Consider the following 16,861-nt stretch of genomic DNA (forward strand, 5'->3'; position numbering starts at 1 on the left):
TCCCTGAGTCTGGGGACTTCCAAAAAAGTCCTTGACCGGCACCCTGCGTTTGGTAATATACCTCTTGCACCAGCGCGGGGAATTAGCTCAGTTGGGAGAGCGCATGACTGGCAGTCATGAGGTCAGGGGTTCAAATCCCCTATTCTCCACCATGCCATCGAGGGCGGCGGCTTAGGTCGTCGCCTTTTTCTATCCGGGCCTATGGCGCAACGGTTAGCGCAGGGGACTCATAATCCCTGGGTTGGGGGTTCGAATCCCTCTGGGCCCACCACATGACCAGCCCGCCGCCACAACGTTGGCGGCGGGCTTTCCTCGGCCCGACGGGCGCGCCAGCCGCCACTCGCGGAACAGGATCGCCTCAAGCGCATCGCGAACGCATATAGTAGTATGCATGGTTGCGAAGGGGCCTGGCTGGCTCCCAGTCCTCATCAGGAATCATAGTTCACCACGGTGCGCCTTCGCATAGAGGAGGCGACTGTCATGAGCATAGGGTTTCCCATTCCGTCAAAGGAGCATGAGTCGAGGCGGGCGCTCCTCCCCTCCGACCTTGCCGTCATCGAACGCCCCCAGGACCTTGTGTTCGAGCGGGGCTATGGCGACATCCTGGGAATCACTGACGAACGGTACACGCGTACGGGAGCACGGACGGGCTCGCGCACCGAAGTGTTGGCGTGTGCGAGCATCGTCGACCCCAAGGTGGGCGACGCTGACTACCTTGGCAGCCTGGCACCGGGAACCACCATCTTCGGTTGGGTGCATGCGGCCGAGAACCCCGAGGTCGCCGATGCGCTCACGAAGGGCGGCCTCACGGCCTATGCATGGGAGCACCTGTACGAGGACGGACGGCACGTCTTCTGGCGCAACAATCAGCTTGCGGGAGAGGCGGCCGTGCTGCATGCGTTCCTCTGCCAGGGACGGATGCCCCAGGGGCAACGGGTTGCCGTCATCGGCCGAGGAGACACGGCCTTGGGCGCCATCGGGGTGCTGGAGGGGCTCAGTGCCAACGTCACCGTCTATCAGCGCAGGACCGAGGCGCTGCTGCGCAAGGAGCTCCCCTCGTTCGATGTCGTGGTCAACTGCGTCATGTGGGATCTCACGCGCACGGACCACATCCTGTCGCGCGATGACGTGGCGCGCATGAGGCCTGGCTCCCTCATCATCGACGTGAGCTGCGACGAGGCCGGTGCCATAGAGACGAGCCACCCCACCACCATAGGTCACCCCACCTACACGGTCGAGGGGGTCCTGCACTACGCGGTCGACCACACGCCCTCGCTCGTGTACGGGACCGCCTCGGAGGCCATCTCGGCAGCCGTGGCACGCTACGTCAACGAACTGAGCCGTGGGAGGCATTCCAAGGCGCTTGAGGGTGGTCTCATCGTCCGCGATGGCGTGCCCGTCCGCCGCCGGACGCCACGGAGCGCGGGCAACTGATGCGGCTCGTGCGTGCGCGGCAGAGGGCAGCGCGACAGAAAGGGCCAGGGCCCGCAGGGACCCTGGCCTTGTGCACGCCATGGTGGGCGATGCTGGATTCGAACCAGCGACCCCTTCCGTGTGAAGGAAGTGCTCTACCCCTGAGCCAATCGCCCGTGCGGAAGAGATACTACCAGAACATTTCCCCACAGCCAACGGGAATTTGGCATTGTGGGCAAGGGGGATGTCTGAGCTGGACGTCGCCACCCCACAGCCTCGCGGGACGGACGCCCCGCACACGATCCGCGATTCGCTACACTAGGTACATGTGAGATGACATACCGACGCAAGAAGAGGGATGCCCCATGACGCCGGAGAGCAAACGACTCAAGGTTGGCTGTCTGATTGCCATGACCATAGGCCTTGCCGCCATCATCGTTGGCATTGGGCTCTTGCTCACTGGCTCGCGGGGCGTTCCCCTGGTGCTTGCCACCATCTTTGGCGTGCTCTGCCTCTTTGCGGCCGCCCGTGGATCCATGCTGGCCAATGTGCCCGCGAATGCGGGAAGGGTGTTCGTGCTCTCCCTCGTCATCGCCCTGGCCTGCATCCTCATGGGAGTCGCCATGGCCGTCCTCTTTGCCGCAGAGATGGTCGCCAACGTACTGTTTGCGGCGATGACGCTCATCATGCTCGTCGTTGCTGGCCTCGCGCGCGTCATCGTCAACAAGCTGTCTCGCGTGTAGGGCACATGCACGCAAGAGTGGTGCCTCGGGGCATTCGACAAGGGCCGAGTGCCCCGTCTCATGTCGAACGGTGCGCATGGTTGCCTGATATTGCTATATCAGGGGTAACGGCATCTGCATGAGGGATAGGGACGGCAGGGAGTGGCCTATGGTTGCAGCGCTTAAGAGGCTCTTTGGCTCCGTGCACACGGGGCAGCGGGGCGGTCTCGACATACTCAAGTTCATAGGTCCCGGCCTGCTCGTCACCGTGGGCTTCATCGACCCAGGCAACTGGGCAAGCAACATGGCCGCAGGCTCGACCTTTGGCTACGCGCTACTCTGGGTGGTCACACTCTCCACCATCATGCTCATCGTGCTGCAGCACAACGCCGCACACCTGGGCATCGTGAGCGGCCTATGCATCTCGGAGGCCACGACCAAGTACCTGCCCGGCTGGCTTGGCCGGGGGCTGCTGACAACGGCACTCGCCGCCGTGGTGGCAACGACGATGGCCGAGGTGCTGGGTGGGGCCATCGCCCTCCAGATGCTCTTCGGGCTCGACCTGCGCCTAGGCAGCGTACTGGTGGCCGGCGTCTCCCTCACGCTGCTGCTCACCAACTCCTACCGGCACATCGAGCGCTGGATCATCGGCTTCGTCTCGCTCATCGGACTCTCCTTCCTGGTGGAGGTCCTCATGGTGCATGTGGAGTGGCCCGCGGCCACCCTAGGCTGGGTCTCTCCCAGCTTCCCTGCGGGTTCGATGCCCGTCGTCATGTCCGTGCTCGGTGCCGTCGTGATGCCGCACAACCTCTTCCTTCACTCCGAGGTCATCCAGAGCAGGCGCTTCGATGCACAGGGTGATGACGTCATCCGCGAGCGGCTGGACTACGAGTTCGTCGACACGCTCCTCTCCATGGTCATAGGCTGGGCCATCAATTCCGCCATGGTCATCCTGGCGGCGGCCACCTTCTTCCGGCATGGCATCGTCATCGACGACCTCGCTCAGGCCGCAAGCGTCCTCTCCCCCCTCGTGGGGCCGGCCGCAAGCCTCATCTTCGCGGTGGCGCTCCTGCTTGCGGGTCTCAGCTCCTCGGTGACGGCAGGCATGGCCGCAGGCACCATCACGGCAGGCATGGCGGGCGAGCCATACGACATCCACGACCGCCACTCCTCGCTGGGCATCGTGGCCACGTTCGTGCTGGCCGTGGCGACCGTCTTCTTCGTGGGCGACGCCTTCCAGGGGCTCGTGTGGTCACAGGCGCTGCTCTCGCTCCAGCTGCCCTTCACGATATTCCTGCAGATCTACCTCACGTCATCCAGGCGCGTCATGGGCGCGTATGCCAACGGCCCGGGCCTCAAGGCACTGCTCGTCCTCATCGGCCTCGTCGTGACGGCACTCAACCTGGCGCTGCTGTTCGGCTAGATGTCACTCCATATCCAAAGGGACCTTATGCGTCGGCGGCGGAAAGGCGTCGTCGAGCAGGGCAAGGTCATCGGAAGTCAGCTCAATCGTGCGGCTCTCCCAGTTTGCCAAGATGTGCCTGACGCTCGAGCTGCGTGGAATGGCAATGACATGCTCGTCATGGAGCGCGAAGGCAAGCAGCACCTGCAGGGGCGTAATGCCATGGTGCGCCGCAACCTGCCTCACGGCCTCGTCCTCGACAAGCCCTTGGCGGAGTCTTCCCGCCTGTGCCAAGGGACAGTATGCCATGAGGGGAACGCCATTCCCGTTCATCCAGGGCAGTAGGTCATATTCAATGCCGCGCGAGCCCAGGTGGTAGAGATCCTGGTTTATAAGACAGTGCTCCCCCCCTTCGACATCCATGAGCTCCGGCGGGTTCTAGCGAACGTCGCAACACCGAAGGCGACGGAAGGGGCTTTCGGTGGAATGGGTTTACGGCAACGTTCGCTACCAAACGCGCAACGAGATGTGCGCAGCTAGGAGGGCGCACTACTTGAAGCTTGTGCAATCTGGCATGAACTTCACGCAAGCGGCAAAAGCAGTTGGCGTATCCAAGCGAACCGGCAAGGTGTGGCGCAACGGGCGCGCGAGGGCCACCGGCCGCAACGAAGACCCCTCGGTGGACTGGTATCGTGGGGACATGGAAGAGCCGAGGAAGATCCACGACAGGTACCTGGGCCAGGACGAGCGGCTGCGGATAGCGGACATGCTCAAGCTGGGCGGGGCCATCACCGAGATGGCGGCGGCGCTGGGGAGAAGCAAGCCGACGATCAGCCGCGAGGTGCGGCGCAACGAGGACCCCATGTCGGGCGAGTACATGCCCTACCGCGCCCAGCAGCTATCCGCCGGGCGGCTGAAACGGCCGAAGCCGCGCAAGGTGCTCGAATACGCGCCGCTGCACGACTATATCCAGGAGAGGCTCGGCGAGCACTGGTCTCCCGAGCGGATCTCCCGGCGCCTGAAGCTCGACTTCCCCGATAATGAGCATATGAGGGCATGTCCGGAAACCATATACCAGGCAATCTACATCCAGGCGAAAGGCCAGCTCAAGCGCGACCTGGAGAAGAAGCTGCGCTCGGGGAGGACGAAGCGCAGGCCGCGCACCGCCCAAGACGGGCGCAAGGCGCGCTCCCGCGACCCGATGGCGATGATATCCGAGCGGCCCGCGGAGGTGGCCGACCGCGCCGTGCCGGGGCACTGGGAGGGCGACCTGATCGTGGGCGCCGGCAACAAGAGCGCCATCGGCACCCCCGTCGGGAGGACCAGCCGCGACACGATCCCGCTCCACCTGCCTGACGGTCACGATTCCGGGCAGGTGCGGCAGGCGGTGATAAGGAAGATGCAGCACCTTCCCAAGCTGATGCGCAACTCGCTCACCTGGGACCAGGGAAGCGAGCTGGCGCAGCACCTGAAGATCGGCGCGGCGCTGGGCCTGCAGGTGTACTTCTGCGATCCGCACTCCCCTTGGCAGCGGCCGACGGACGAGAACACCAACGGGCTATTACGGCAGTACTTCCCCAAGGGGACGGACTTGAGCATCTACCCGGAGGAATACCTGGACGCGGTGGCGGAGGAGCTGAACGACAGGCCCAGGAAGGTGCTCGGCTGGAAGAAGCCGAGCGAGGTGTTCCTGGAGCTGATAGAGGAGTCGATCGCAGCATGATGAAGGCAGCTGGTTACTAGCAGGTGTTGCAACCACCGCTAGAATCCGCCAGTCCTGGCGAACGCCCGACCAAGCATGGCCTCATCTATGCGGCCACACCGGCAAGCGATATCGTATGTGGTCCCTGTCAGCTCGCCAGCGGCATTGGTGCACAGCTCTTCACCACGGGACGTGGCACCCCCTATGGTCTAGCACAGATTCCCGTCCTCAAGATTTGCTCCCGCAGCGAGGTCAAGCGTATGTGGCCGGACCTCATCGACATAGACGCAGGGCCCATCTCGAGCGGAGAGCGCTCCATCCAGGCCATTGGTAGCGAACTCTTCACGCTACTCATCGATGTCGTCAGCGGTAGGAGACGGTCATATGCCGAGGAACACGGACTCGTCAATGATTTGTGCGTCTTCAATCCGGCACCTATCACGTAAGAGTCACGTATGCCAAGTAACCGCAACAGATAGGAGAACTTATGGTACGTTACGCCACCCTCTCTGATCTCACCGTCTCATACGAGCTCATTGGAACGACCATCGCAGGTGGAGACACGCTCAACAAGGGCATGTTTGCGCGAACCTTTGTTGATCAGCTCAACGAGGAGCGTCACAAGCTGGGTGTCTTCGAGACGGAGGATGGGGAGGTCGTCGGCTTCGTCGGCATCAACTGCACCTGGCAACTCCACGATGGCGTGCGTGTAGCTGAAGTCACAGAGCTTACCGTGGCGGAAGGCTATCGTGATGGTGACATTCGCTTCCAGCTCCTCGAATGGGCAACGGAGGTCGCTTGCGAGGCGGGTTGCGAACGGATGATTCTCTCGAGCCGGCTTGGTCACGATGAGAGTCATGGATTCTATGAGACCTATGGGTTCACCAAGACACACTATCGCTTCGACAAGGACATCTGATCATACGCGACGCCCTTTCCTGAGCCAGACGTCCCATCCCGTATTGAGGTGAGCATCCGTGGTCTGACATCAGGAGGGCGGCTACAGGACCATGTCCCGGCACACCTCGGCGACGTTGAGCGCACCGCACATGCGCATGGCGTCCTCGAGTTCGTCCCTGAGCTGTGTGAGATAGGCCATGACGCCCGCGGCGCCCGCACCATACACGCAGACCACGAACGGGCGGCACACCAACGTGGCACTGGCACCGAGCGCGAGGGCACGGAACACGTCGATACCCGTGCGAATGCCACCATCCACCAGCACGTCGCACGCCCCGCCCACGGCGTCCACCACCGCAGGGAGCACCTCTGCCGTCGCGGGCACGCCATCGAGGACCCGGCCGCCATGGTTGGAGACCACGATCGCATCGGCACCGGCCTCGAGGGCCTTCTCCGCGCCACGGGAGCTCAGGATGCCCTTGAGCACGAACGGCACGCGTGCCTCATGGCATTGGGCGGCAACCTCTTTGAGCTCGGCCACGCTCTTGGGGCCCGCAGGCGGCTCGAAGTCCCTCAGGAAGGGAAGTCCGGCACCGTCGATGTCCATGGCGATCGCACGGGGGTGCGACGAGAGCGAGAGGGCCACCTTCTCGTGGAGCATGCCCATCGGCCACGGCTTGATGGTGATGATGCCCGCACCACCCAGGGAGCCGATGATCTCGGTGGCCTTCTCCACTATCTGGGGGCGTATGCCATCCCCCGTCCAGGCAACGGTGCCCGCCTGGGCCGCCGCCTCGAGCACGCAGGTGTTGTACTCGACATCGGTGAGCTTGTCCCCGTAGTGGCGCTGCACGTCGCCGACCGGGGCGATCATGACGGGAAGGGTCAGCGTGCGTCCGAAGAGCGAGGTCTCTGTGGAGGGTTGGCCGCCCTCGTAGATGGTGTCCATGAGCAGCCGATGGCCTTCCCACGCGACGCGATTGCGCACGGCGACGGTCCCAGAGCCCTTGGCCCCGGGACCCGGCACATGGGCGCCACAGGCCCTGCCATCGCAATCTGGGCAGGCCTTGCACCAAGGCCCCATCGAACCCCGTGCCTCGGCAGCGATATCCGCGTAGCTCATGACCTCTCCCCAACCTGAATCCCGTGCCATGCCCCCTGGCACGATGGCCTACACGCGCTCCGAGAGCACCCGTAACGTCAGTAGCTTGCAGACGTCCTCGACGGCAACCTCGCTGCGCTCGCCCGTCGCACGCACCTTGAGTTCCACCTTGCCGTCCCGGGCGGAGCGCTTGCCGCATATAACCTGGTATGGGAAGCCCATGAGGTCGGCATCGTTGAACTTGACGCCTGGGCGCTCCTTGCGGTCGTCCAGGACGACCTCGACGCCGGCCTGGGCAAGACCGTCGGCCACGCGCCGGGCAAGGGGCCACACCAGGTCGTCCCTGGTGTCCAGGGGAATGACCTCCACCTCGTAGGGCGCGACGCAGACGGGCCAGGCGATACCCTGCTCGTCATGATGCTGCTCGACGACGGCCGCGAGCGTGCGCGAGACGCCGATGCCATAGCATCCCATGAGGAGGGGGACCTCCTTGCCGCTCTCGTCGGCGAAGGTGGCACCCATGGCCTGTGAGTACTTGGTACCCAGCTGGAACACCTGCCCGCACTCGATGCCGCGGGCGCCCTCGAGCGGCGTGCCGCAGACGGGACAGAGGTCACCCGGCTGGGCGGCAATCACATCGACCCAGGCGTCGTCCGCGATGGAGAAGTCCCGCCCGAGCTTGGCATGAGCGAAGTGGAAGTCCCGCTCGTTGGCACCGACGAGCCACCACTGCGACCGCTGGAGCGAACGGTCGGCGCAGGCGCGCACCCCCTCGGGCAGGCCCACCGGACCCATGAACCCCTTGACGAGACCGTGCTCCTCGAGCTCCTCCCCACTCATCAGGTGATATGCCCCAAAGGCATGCTCCGCCTTGACGTCGTTCATCTCGTGGTCACCAGGGATGAAGGCAACCGTGGGCCTACCATCGCCATCGATGAGGGCCAGCGCCTTGCGCGTGCCGCTCTCGGGGACACCCAGCAGGCGCGACACGTCGGCGATGCTGCCCGCACCGGGCGTGGGAACCTTCTCGAGCGTGCCCTCCTCCCCCTCAAAGAGGGGTGCCACCACCGTCGCGGCCTCCGTGTCCGCCGCAAAGCCGCAGTCGTCGCAGTAGACGAGCTCGGCCTCGCCCTCCTTGGCGAGCGCCATGAACTCGACGGACGTGTCACCGCCAATCTGGCCGGAGTCGGCCACCACCCGCAGGCAGCACAGGGCGCAGCGCTCGAAGATGCGCGCGTAGGCGGCCTTCTCTGCATCGTAGCACTGCTGCAGGCTCTCCTTGGTCGCGCTGAAGGAGTAGGCGTCCTTCATGATGAACTCGCGGCCGCGCATGAGGCCAAAGCGGGGGCGCAACTCGTCGCGGAACTTGTCCTGGATGTGGTAGAGCGTCACGGGCAGCTGCTTGTAGGAGCGCAGCTCTCCCCGCACGAGGTCGGTGTAGGTCTCCTCGTGGGTGGGACCAAGGGCATACTCGTGCCCGTGGCGGTCCCGGATACGCATGAGCTCGGGACCATAGGCATCCCAGCGGCCACTCTGGTGCCACAGCTCGGCGTCCGTGAGGATGGGCGTGAGCATCTCCTGGGCGCCGATGCCCTCCATCTCGTCACGGATGATGGCCTCGATCTTCAGGAGCGAACGCCATGCGAGCGGGAGGTAGCTGTAGAGGCCGGACGCCTCCTTGCGGATCATGCCCGCACGTAGCAGCAGCCTGTGGCTGGCCACCTCCGCGTCGGCGGGATCCTCCTTGAGCGTGGGGGCATAGAGCTTGGACATCCTCATACAGCTTCTCACGAATGGCTCCTCGTGTCGTCGTTCCTGGTTCCGGTGGGGATGGTACACCCCCAGGGCACGTCACACCCGCCTGGCGACCTCCTCCATGAGCGCATCCACGATGCGGTCCTCGGGCACGTTCCGTATCCTGCGGCCGTTCTCGAACAGCACGCCCTGGCCCCTGCCGCACGCGATGCCCAGGTCGGCGTCGCGTGCCTCGCCCGGCCCGTTGACCACACAGCCCATGACCGCCACCGAGAGCGGGGCATCCACCTCGGACAGGCGCCGCTGAACCTCCTGGGCAATGCCTATGAGATCCACCTGGCACCTACCGCAGGTGGGACAGCTCACGAGCTCCGGATGCAGGCGACGCATGCCCAGGGCGCCCAGGAGATCCCAGGCGACGCGCACCTCCTCCACCGGATCCGCCGTGAGCGAGAGCCGCATGGTGTCGCCGATGCCCTCCTCGAGCAGGATGCCCACAGCGGTGGCATTCTTGACCGTCCCCTGGCGGAGGGTCCCCGCCTCGGTGACGCCCACGTGCAGGGGTACCTGCGGGAGCTCGCACGCGAGGCGCCGGTAGGTCTCGAGCGTCACCGGCACGGAGTGCGCCTTGGCGGAGAGCACCACGTCATCGAAGCCGCGCACGTCGAAGTGGGCAACGAACGAGAGCGCCGAGGCGACGAGCTTCTCGGGAAGGGTGAGGTCCTCGCGATCGGCAACCGCGGGATCGAGCGAGCCGGCGTTCACGCCGATGCGAATGGGGATGCCGACCTCCCCGGCCGCCTCGATGATGGCATCCACGCGCTCGAAGGAGCCGACATTACCGGGGTTGATGCGCAGCGCCGCGGCACCACGCCTGGACGCCTCGATGGCAAGCTTGTAATCGAAGTGAATGTCCGCAACCACGGGCAGGGGGCTCTCGGCACAGATGGCCTCGAAGCCGTCCAGCTCGTGGAAGCTGGGGATGGCCACCCGTATGATCTCGCAGCCCTCGCTGGCCAGGCCACGAATCTGCTTGAGCGTCGTTGCCGGATCCGACGTCTTCGTGGTGCACATGGACTGCACCGAGACGGGGGCGCCGCCCCCCACGGGCACCGTCCCCACCTGCAGTCGATGCGTACGGTCGCGCGCCGGCCGCTGCCGTTCACCTGCCTGCATGGCACCGCTCCTATCTGGCAAGCATCCCCAGGATGTCGTTCCTGAGGGCATAGACGAAGATGACCACAAAGAAGGCGAGGCCCACGTAGCTCACATACCGTTGGGCGCGCACGGAGAGGGGTCGCCTGATGACGGCCTGGACGACCTCGATGAGGACCTTCCCACCATCGAGGGGGGGAATGGGCAGGAGGTTCATGAATCCGAGCGACATGGAGACGGCCGCCACGAAGAGGAGCAGCGTGTTGATGCCCTCGGAGGCGGCCTCGCTTGCCATGGCCGAGATGCCTATGACGGACGAGGCGCCCTGCAGTGTCTCCATGGTGTGCTGGGGCATGATGAGACGCACGGCAAAGTCCGCGACCATCTGGCCATACCGGACGGCATAGCCAGCCGATTCCACCAGGCCCAGCTGCCGATGGCCCACGCTGGCGTCGATGCCCAGCTTGTCCCACACCCCATCGGCGGGAACGTCGATGGTGAGGGTCCTCTCGACGCCATCCTGTCCCACGGCCACGACCTCGAAGTCGCGCCCCTGCGACCGTACCGCACCGAGGGCCTCCGTCAGGCTGCTCCAGCTATCGACATCCGTGCCATCAATGCGCCTGATGGTGTCCCCCGCCTTGAGGCCCGCGGCATCGGCGAGGCTCCCGGCCTCCACGCCGCCAAGCGTGTTGGTGTCCAGAATCGTGTCGACGCCCACGGTGGAGAGGCTGACCGTCACGATGAGGAAGGCCACCACGATGTTGACGAGCGGTCCGGCAAGCAGGGTGATCACACGCCTGAGAAAGCCCTTGCCCAGATAGGTCTGGCTGCGCTCATGGGCGAGGAAGGCCTCGGCATCGCCCTCGATGGGGCGCGGCTCCCCCGCCGCCGTGCTGCCCGGACGCGAGAAGTCATGGCCGCGGTCATACTCCGTGAGCAGGCGGTCGTCACGTGCGAGCGTCTCGAAGGCCTCGGGATAGGTCGCCTGCCCCTCGTACTCCCCCTTATCGGGATTATAGTAGGGCCTGATGGACGCCCAATCGGACAGCGTGGCCAGAAGGTCGAGCGCGTCGTCCACGCTCACGTCCAGGGTGGCGGCCACATCGGATGCACCCACGCGACCACGGCGTTGCACCAGGGCCAGGCAGGCCGCCAGCTTGTCGGACCGTGTGCCCTCCATGCCGCAGATGCGGGTATAGCCGCCCAGGAGGATGGGTGTGACGCCAAAGCGCGTGCCCCTGCCCTTGGACTTCCAGGACACGTTGTGCCTGAAGGGCATGCCCAGAAAGAACTCGGTCACACGCATGCCGCAGGCGCGGGCAGAGAGGTAGTGGCCACCCTCATGCACGAACACGAGCACCGAGAGAACCACGATGCCCCAGAACAAGGCAGCAAGGACGGGGGCGAGCGCACTCATCGCACACACCTCGAGAGGAAGCGGCCTGCCAGCTCACGACTGCGCATATCGATGTCGACGAGCTGGCCGAGGGACTCGACCGGCACGACCTCGCTGCGCTCCATGACGTGGGCGACGCAGGCCTCGATGTCGAGAAAGCCGCAGCGGTTCTCACGGAACGCCCTGTTGGCGACCTCGTTGGCCGCGCTCATCGCACACGGTAGCGTGCCGCCCCTCCTGCCTGCCTCCCGGGCGAGGGCCAGACATCCGAACGTCTCCTCATCCGGCGCCTCGAAGACGAGGTCGGAGACCGTACGCCAGTCCACACGGGGGGCGGGCGGCTCCCAGCGTTCGGGATAGCTGAACGCGTACTGGATGGGCAGGCGCATGTCGGAGGGACCAAGCTGGGCCTTCACGGAACCGTCGGCGAACTCGACCATGGAGTGGATGTGGCTCTGGGGGTGCACGAGCACGGTGACGTCATCGATGCCCACGTCAAAGAGCTGGGAGGCCTCAAGGACCTCGAGCCCCTTGTTCATGAGCGTCGCGGAGTCGATGGTGATCTTGGGACCCATCCGCCAGGTGGGGTGCCGGAGCGCGTCGGTCGCCGTCACCCTGGCGAGCTGCTCGCGCGTCATACCCCTGAACGGACCACCCGAGCAGGTGAGCCAGATGGCATGGGGCGCACGGCGCTGTTCCCCCACCAGACACTGGTAGATGGCACTGTGCTCGGAGTCAACGGGGATGAGGCGCCCCGGCCGCGCCAAGGGCATGAGCAGGTCGCCGCCCACGACGATGGATTCCTTGTTGGCATAGGTCACCACCTTGTCCGCCCTGAGGGCGGCAAAGCCCGCCTCGATGCCGGCAAAGCCCACCACGGCATTGAGCACGCAGTCCACGTCATCCAGACGCACGAGATCCGTGAGCGCCTCATGCCCAAAGCTGCAGCTGCACCCTGTGGGGAGCTCGGAGAGGATGGGGTCGTCCCGATGTGCCCCGTCCGTGACGGCCACATGGGCCACGCCAAACTCGCGGGCCGCCCTCACGAGCATGTCCGTCGAGGCGTGCACCGAGAGCGCCACGACGCTCAGCCTGTCCGCATGCTGGCGGCAGACGTCCAGCGCCTGCGTGCCGATGGACCCCGAGGCGCCCAGCAGGGCCATGCGCAGTGGCCTCCTCCGTTCGGCACGAGGTGCCGTGTCTTCGAAGATCGTCAAAGAATTCCTCCCAGATGGAGCATGAAGAATGCAACGGTACACCCAAAGAGCAGGGAGTCGGAACGGTCGAGCATGCCACCGTGCCCCGGCATGAAGTCACCGGAGTCCTTAAGCCCCACACCGCGTTTGATGCGCGACTCGAACAGGTCTCCCACCACGCCAAACAGGCCAACGGCGAAGCCCGAGGCCACGGCGAGGGGAAGCGACAGCGCAAAGGCGCCTGACGCCCACAGCACCACCCAGATGAGCATGCAGGCGGCCATACCGCCCACAAGACCCTCGATGCTCTTGTTGGGGGAGATCTTGGGGGCAAGCTTGTGCCTGCCGATGCGTGAGCCCACAAAGAATGCCATCGCATCGTTTGCCCAGATGGAGACTATGACGCCGAAGGCAAGCAGCGCGCCCATGATGCTGCCCTTGTCATACATCCTGATGAGGACGATGGGCGAGAACATGAGCGAGGTGTAGAGCGGACCGAATACCGTGGTGCTCACGTCCCCGATGTTCGCGCGCGGCGTGACCACATACCACCCGGCAGCCGCTACCAACAGGAGCAGCACGAGCACGAGCATGGCGAACAGCGACCTCGTGAGAGGCGCCAGGGCAAACAGCGCCGCCATGGACAGGCCCAAAGGCTCGTTTGCCATACGACCGGCGATGCGCGTCATGTGAAAGAACTCGGAACAGCACTGCCAGGCCATCGCCGTCACGAGCAGGGCCGTGGCCCAGCGCCCCAGGAAGAGGCAGGCAATGACCACGAGGGCGTAGATGGCACCAGATGCCACGCGCGTTATGAGCTTCTCCGTCCAGCCGCGCACGCGCTGCCCACGGAGACTGCCCTCACGGCGCGACTGCTCCTTGGCATCGCGCGCACGTTCGAGGCGGGCGATGCCCGCATCAAGACCACGAGGCCTCGCGGATGGCGAAGTCTCGTGGCCGTCCCCCGTCCCCTTATCGCCATGGGGTCTCACCGAGCCGCGACACCACCAAAGCGACGGCTTCTACCCTGGTAGGAATGGATGGCACGCAGCAGATCCCAGCGGTCGAAGTCCGGCCAGAGGGTATCGGTGACGTAGAGTTCCGTGTAGGCGAGCTGCCACAGTAGGTAGTTGGAGAGCCGCAGCTCACCTGACGTGCGAATGAGCAGGTCGGGATCGGGCAGGCCATGGGTATAGAGGCAGCGGGGCATGAGCTCGGGCGTGATGTCGTCCACCGCAAGCTTGCCGTCGCGCACCCGTTCGGCGATGATGCGTGCGGCGCGGGCGATCTCGGCACGCGCGCCATAGTTGACGGCCAGGGCAAAGGTCATGCCCGTGTTGTCCTTCGTCTCGTCGAGCCCCCGCTGGAACACCTCGAAGGTCTCCCTGGGGAGCGCCGTGAGGTCACCAAAGAAGCGCAGCCGCACGTTCTCCTGGTGGAAGAGGGGCAGCTCCTCGATGAGCGTGGTGGCAAACAGGTGCATGAGCAGGTCGACCTCGTGTTGGGGACGCTTCCAGTTCTCCGTGGAGAAGGCATAGGCCGAGAGCACGTCGATGCCCAGGCGCACGCTGGCCGTGACCGTCTCTTTGAGGGAGTCGACGCCTGCGACGTGGCCGCTCGAGCGGTCGAGCCCCCGTGCCTGTGCCCAGCGCCCGTTGCCATCCATGATGATGGACACGTGCGCGGGCATGCGCGCAGCGTCAATGGCCCCCAGGCTCACGTCGCCGGGTGCGTCCGCAAAGTACGCGCGCTGTCGTGTGATGTCCGTCTGCACCTAAATCTCCATGACCTCGGCGGTCTTGGTCTTGAGCATGTCATCGATCCTGGCGACATAGGAATCCGTGAGCTTCTGGATGGCCTTCTTCTCCCGCGCGACGTCATCCTCGGAGAGGTCGGCATCCTTCTGGGCGCGCTCGGCCGCATTGTTGGCATCGCGGCGAGCGTTGCGTACGGCCACCTTGGCCTCCTCGGCATACTTGCCGCACTCCTTGACCAGCTCGCGGCGGCGCTCCTCGGTGGGCTTGGGGAAGGGCAGGCGGATGCAGCTGCCATCGTTACCAGGAGTGATGCCCAGGTCGGACATCTCGATGGCCTTCTCGATGGCCCTGAGGGAGCTCTTGTCCCATGGCTCGACGACCAGCATGGAGGCCTCGGGGACCTTGACGGCCGCCAGCTGCGTGATGGGCGTGGGCTGACCATAGTAGTCCACCTTGATGTCCGCAAGCACCTGGGCACTTGCCCTGCCGGTGCGCACCTTGGCAAAGTTGTGTCTGAGGCCCTCGACGCACCTTTCCATGTGCCGCTTGGCGGAATCGGTGTATTGGCTCATGATTGCTCCTATCCTTCCACGACGGTCGTGCCGACCGCCTCTCCCCTGAGGGCACGTTCGAAGACGTTGTCCCCATCGAGGTCGAAGACCATGATGGGCATGTGGTTGTCGTGGCAGAGGGCCGCTGCCGTGGCATCCATCACCTTGAGCCCCTGGGCGAGCACGTCATGATAGGTGATGGTGTCGAAGCGCTGGGCATCGGGATGCGTCACGGGGTCGGCGTCGTAGATGCCGTCCACCTTGGTGGCCTTCATGAGCACCTCGGCCCCGATCTCGCAGGCGCGCAGGGCCGCCGCGGTGTCCGTCGTGAAGTAGGGGTTGCCCGTGCCGGCTGCGAAGATGGTGATGCGCCCCTTCTCCAGGTGGCGTATGGCACGACGACGGATGTAGGTCTCGGACACCTGGTGCATCTCGATGGCGCTCATGACGCGGCACTGCATGCCATTGTGCTCGAAGGTGTCCTGCAGAGCCAGACTGTTGATGACCGTGGCCAGCATGCCCATGTTGTCGCCCTGGGCGCGATCCATGCCAGCCGCCGCCCCGGAGAGGCCACGGAAGATGTTGCCGCCGCCCACGACCACGGCGATCTGGACGCCCCCCTCATAGGCGGGCTTGAGCCTGTCCGCAATCCGCTGGGGGACATCCGGGTCGATGCCAAACTCCTTGGATCCCATGAGCGCCTCGCCCGAAAGCTTGAGCAACACGCGATGATACCTGTATCCAGACACTACCCACCTCCGATGCGCGCAGGGACGTTGCATACGCCCGAACCAATCGCATTGATTCTACCAGAGGTGTCCTATGTGCCCTGCTCCGTTTTACCGGTAGGCAGAGCCTACAAGAACGAGGGGGCCGACATCCGTCGGCCCCCTCCACGAGGTGAGGTGTGCGACGCCCTACGCGCCGAAGGCGAAGCGGACGAAGGACTCGATGGTGATGGTGTCGCCGCAGGCCTTGCCGACCTTCCCAGCCAGCTCGGAGATCGTCACGGAGCCATCCTTGATGAACTCCTGCTCGGTGAGGACGACCTCCTTGTAGAACTTCTCGAGCTTGCCGGTGGCGATCCTCTCCTGGATGGCCTCGGGCTTGCCGGAGTCGGCGGCCTGGGCCATGTAGATGGACTTCTCGTGCTCGATGGTCTCGGCAGGCACGTCCTCGCGCTTTGCGGCGACGGGGGCGGCGGCTGCCACCTGCATCGCGACGTCATGCGCAAAGGCCTTGAACTCGTCGTTGGAAGCCGTGGCCTCGCTGCCGAAGGAGAAGGCGACGATGTCGGCGAGCTTGCCGCCGAGGTGGGTGTAGGACGCGAGGGCACCCTGCTCCTGCTCGATGCGCTGGAAGCGGGCGACCTTCATGTTCTCGCCAATGACGTGGATCATCTCGGTGAGCTCGTCGGAGACGGTGCCGTCGCCCATCCTGCAGGCGAGCAGCGCATCGACGTTCGTGGGATCCTCGTTGGCAACGACCTCGGCAAGCTGGGTCGCAAAGCCAGTGAACTTGGGATTGGTGCCCACGAAGTCAGTCTCGCAGGTGAGCTCGAGGAGGGCGCCTTTGGTGCCATCCTCCGAGACGTACGCGGCGATGGTCCCCTCGTTGGTGTCGCGGCCAGCACGCTTGACGGCCTTGGCGACCCCCATCCTGCGCAGGACGTCAACGGCCGCCTCGAGGTCGCCATCGGCCTCGACGAGGGCCTTCTTGCACTCCATCATGGGGGAGTCGGTCATCTCACGAAGCTGCTTGACCTGGGCAGCGGTGATCTTTGCCATAAGGGCCTCCTTGATCGGGA

General features: G+C 64.9%; 17 protein-coding genes and 3 tRNA genes. 8 read left to right on the plus strand and 12 right to left on the minus strand.

Translation table 11 applies throughout. The features are described from left to right. Nucleotides 1–76 precede the first annotated feature (76 nt). The 3 genes from J2S71_RS10295 to J2S71_RS10305 all read left to right on the plus strand — a co-directional run bounded on the left by J2S71_RS10295 (nt 77) and on the right by J2S71_RS10305 (nt 1,434). A tRNA-Ala gene (locus J2S71_RS10295) sits at nt 77–152 on the plus strand. 43 nt (nt 153–195) lie between these two features. Then, nucleotides 196–271, plus strand: a tRNA-Ile gene (locus J2S71_RS10300). Between the two features lie 209 nt (nt 272–480). Further along, nucleotides 481–1,434: a N(5)-(carboxyethyl)ornithine synthase gene (locus J2S71_RS10305; protein ID WP_307391552.1), complete on the plus strand. Its 954-nt coding sequence runs from the start codon at nt 481–483 to the stop codon at nt 1,432–1,434. An 80-nt stretch (nt 1,435–1,514) separates the two neighbouring features. Here J2S71_RS10305 and J2S71_RS10310 read toward each other — a convergent pair. Further along, nucleotides 1,515–1,589 (minus strand) — tRNA-Val (locus J2S71_RS10310). Nucleotides 1,590–1,778: 189 nt separating this feature from the next. Here J2S71_RS10310 and J2S71_RS10315 point away from each other — a divergent pair. Both J2S71_RS10315 and J2S71_RS10320 read left to right on the plus strand, forming a co-directional pair. Then, nucleotides 1,779–2,156 (plus strand): hypothetical protein, encoded by a 378-nt coding sequence (locus J2S71_RS10315; protein WP_021724883.1) that lies wholly within the window; start codon nt 1,779–1,781, stop codon nt 2,154–2,156. A gap of 148 nt (nt 2,157–2,304) precedes the next feature. Next, a complete protein-coding gene (locus J2S71_RS10320) occupies nt 2,305–3,558 on the plus strand; it encodes an Nramp family divalent metal transporter (protein WP_307391556.1) in 1,254 nt (417 codons plus the stop codon). A gap of 3 nt (nt 3,559–3,561) precedes the next feature. On the opposite strand, the gene J2S71_RS10325 is transcribed toward J2S71_RS10320, so the two are convergent. Then, on the minus strand, nt 3,562–3,960 hold the full coding sequence (locus J2S71_RS10325) for an aldo/keto reductase (protein WP_307391559.1): 399 nt from the start codon (nt 3,958–3,960) through the stop codon (nt 3,562–3,564). A gap of 103 nt (nt 3,961–4,063) precedes the next feature. Between J2S71_RS10325 and J2S71_RS10330 the strand changes: the two genes are divergently transcribed. The 3 genes from J2S71_RS10330 to J2S71_RS10340 are packed head-to-tail and all read left to right on the plus strand — an operon-like array spanning nt 4,064 to nt 6,158. Then, a complete protein-coding gene (locus J2S71_RS10330) occupies nt 4,064–5,260 on the plus strand; it encodes an IS30 family transposase (protein ID WP_307392479.1) in 1,197 nt (398 codons plus the stop codon). Between the two features lie 23 nt (nt 5,261–5,283). Beyond that, a complete protein-coding gene (locus J2S71_RS10335) occupies nt 5,284–5,685 on the plus strand; it encodes a UxaA family hydrolase (RefSeq protein ID WP_307391562.1) in 402 nt (133 codons plus the stop codon). 41 nt (nt 5,686–5,726) lie between these two features. Beyond that, entirely contained in the window at nt 5,727–6,158 is a 432-nt protein-coding gene (locus J2S71_RS10340; protein ID WP_021724893.1) for a GNAT family N-acetyltransferase, read from the plus strand. 81 nt (nt 6,159–6,239) lie between these two features. On the opposite strand, the gene J2S71_RS10345 is transcribed toward J2S71_RS10340, so the two are convergent. The 10 genes from J2S71_RS10345 to tsf form a co-directional block, all read right to left on the minus strand. Beyond that, nucleotides 6,240–7,262, minus strand: coding sequence for an alpha-hydroxy-acid oxidizing protein (locus J2S71_RS10345; protein ID WP_307391565.1), 1,023 nt, complete (start codon nt 7,260–7,262; stop codon nt 6,240–6,242). A gap of 48 nt (nt 7,263–7,310) precedes the next feature. Further along, nucleotides 7,311–9,014, minus strand: a complete 1,704-nt coding sequence (locus tag J2S71_RS10350; protein WP_370873242.1) for a proline--tRNA ligase — start codon at nt 9,012–9,014, stop codon at nt 7,311–7,313. A 78-nt stretch (nt 9,015–9,092) separates the two neighbouring features. Continuing rightward, nucleotides 9,093–10,172, minus strand: coding sequence for a flavodoxin-dependent (E)-4-hydroxy-3-methylbut-2-enyl-diphosphate synthase (ispG, locus tag J2S71_RS10355; protein ID WP_021724877.1), 1,080 nt, complete (start codon nt 10,170–10,172; stop codon nt 9,093–9,095). 10 nt (nt 10,173–10,182) lie between these two features. Beyond that, complete coding sequence (locus J2S71_RS10360; protein WP_021724888.1) at nt 10,183–11,571, minus strand: M50 family metallopeptidase; 1,389 nt, start codon at nt 11,569–11,571, stop codon at nt 10,183–10,185. Then, nucleotides 11,568–12,713, minus strand: a complete 1,146-nt coding sequence (gene dxr / locus J2S71_RS10365; protein WP_307391573.1) for a 1-deoxy-D-xylulose-5-phosphate reductoisomerase — start codon at nt 12,711–12,713, stop codon at nt 11,568–11,570. Before dxr ends, J2S71_RS10360 begins: the two co-directional genes overlap by 4 nt. 50 nt (nt 12,714–12,763) lie before the next feature. Beyond that, nucleotides 12,764–13,585: a phosphatidate cytidylyltransferase gene (locus tag J2S71_RS10370; protein ID WP_307391579.1), complete on the minus strand. Its 822-nt coding sequence runs from the start codon at nt 13,583–13,585 to the stop codon at nt 12,764–12,766. Between the two features lie 149 nt (nt 13,586–13,734). After that, nucleotides 13,735–14,520, minus strand: coding sequence for an undecaprenyl pyrophosphate synthase (gene uppS / locus J2S71_RS10375; RefSeq protein WP_021724919.1), 786 nt, complete (start codon nt 14,518–14,520; stop codon nt 13,735–13,737). Next, the gene (gene frr / locus J2S71_RS10380; RefSeq protein ID WP_021724909.1) at nt 14,521–15,075 is read right to left on the minus strand and encodes a ribosome recycling factor; all 555 of its coding nucleotides are present in this window, start codon (nt 15,073–15,075) and stop codon (nt 14,521–14,523) included. 8 nt (nt 15,076–15,083) lie between these two features. Continuing rightward, the gene (pyrH, locus tag J2S71_RS10385) at nt 15,084–15,803 is read right to left on the minus strand and encodes a UMP kinase (protein ID WP_307391583.1); all 720 of its coding nucleotides are present in this window, start codon (nt 15,801–15,803) and stop codon (nt 15,084–15,086) included. A 168-nt stretch (nt 15,804–15,971) separates the two neighbouring features. Then, nucleotides 15,972–16,841: a translation elongation factor Ts gene (gene tsf / locus J2S71_RS10390; RefSeq protein WP_307391586.1), complete on the minus strand. Its 870-nt coding sequence runs from the start codon at nt 16,839–16,841 to the stop codon at nt 15,972–15,974. Nucleotides 16,842–16,861: the final 20 nt, after the last annotated feature.

Origin of the sequence: Olsenella profusa DSM 13989, from assembly GCF_030811115.1 — a bacterium.
GTDB classification, from domain to species: Bacteria; Actinomycetota; Coriobacteriia; order Coriobacteriales; family Atopobiaceae; genus Olsenella_F; species Olsenella_F profusa.

What these genes read in the sequence shown, in the direction of transcription:
- J2S71_RS10350 (WP_370873242.1), bottom strand. Translation starts at nt 9,014, where the DNA reads ATGTCCAAGCTCTATGCCCCCACGCTCAAGGAGGATCCCGCCGACGCG.
- frr (WP_021724909.1), bottom strand. Translation starts at nt 15,075, where the DNA reads ATGAGCCAATACACCGATTCCGCCAAGCGGCACATGGAAAGGTGCGTC.
- J2S71_RS10305 (WP_307391552.1), top strand. Translation starts at nt 481, where the DNA reads ATGAGCATAGGGTTTCCCATTCCGTCAAAGGAGCATGAGTCGAGGCGG.
- J2S71_RS10320 (WP_307391556.1), top strand. Translation starts at nt 2,305, where the DNA reads ATGGTTGCAGCGCTTAAGAGGCTCTTTGGCTCCGTGCACACGGGGCAG.
- J2S71_RS10340 (WP_021724893.1), top strand. Translation starts at nt 5,727, where the DNA reads ATGGTACGTTACGCCACCCTCTCTGATCTCACCGTCTCATACGAGCTC.
- tsf (WP_307391586.1), bottom strand. Translation starts at nt 16,841, where the DNA reads ATGGCAAAGATCACCGCTGCCCAGGTCAAGCAGCTTCGTGAGATGACC.
- ispG (WP_021724877.1), bottom strand. Translation starts at nt 10,172, where the DNA reads ATGCAGGCAGGTGAACGGCAGCGGCCGGCGCGCGACCGTACGCATCGA.
- J2S71_RS10330 (WP_307392479.1), top strand. Translation starts at nt 4,064, where the DNA reads ATGTGCGCAGCTAGGAGGGCGCACTACTTGAAGCTTGTGCAATCTGGC.
- J2S71_RS10360 (WP_021724888.1), bottom strand. Translation starts at nt 11,571, where the DNA reads ATGAGTGCGCTCGCCCCCGTCCTTGCTGCCTTGTTCTGGGGCATCGTG.
- dxr (WP_307391573.1), bottom strand. Translation starts at nt 12,713, where the DNA reads ATGGCCCTGCTGGGCGCCTCGGGGTCCATCGGCACGCAGGCGCTGGAC.
- J2S71_RS10325 (WP_307391559.1), bottom strand. Translation starts at nt 3,960, where the DNA reads ATGGATGTCGAAGGGGGGGAGCACTGTCTTATAAACCAGGATCTCTAC.
- J2S71_RS10315 (WP_021724883.1), top strand. Translation starts at nt 1,779, where the DNA reads ATGACGCCGGAGAGCAAACGACTCAAGGTTGGCTGTCTGATTGCCATG.
- J2S71_RS10345 (WP_307391565.1), bottom strand. Translation starts at nt 7,262, where the DNA reads ATGAGCTACGCGGATATCGCTGCCGAGGCACGGGGTTCGATGGGGCCT.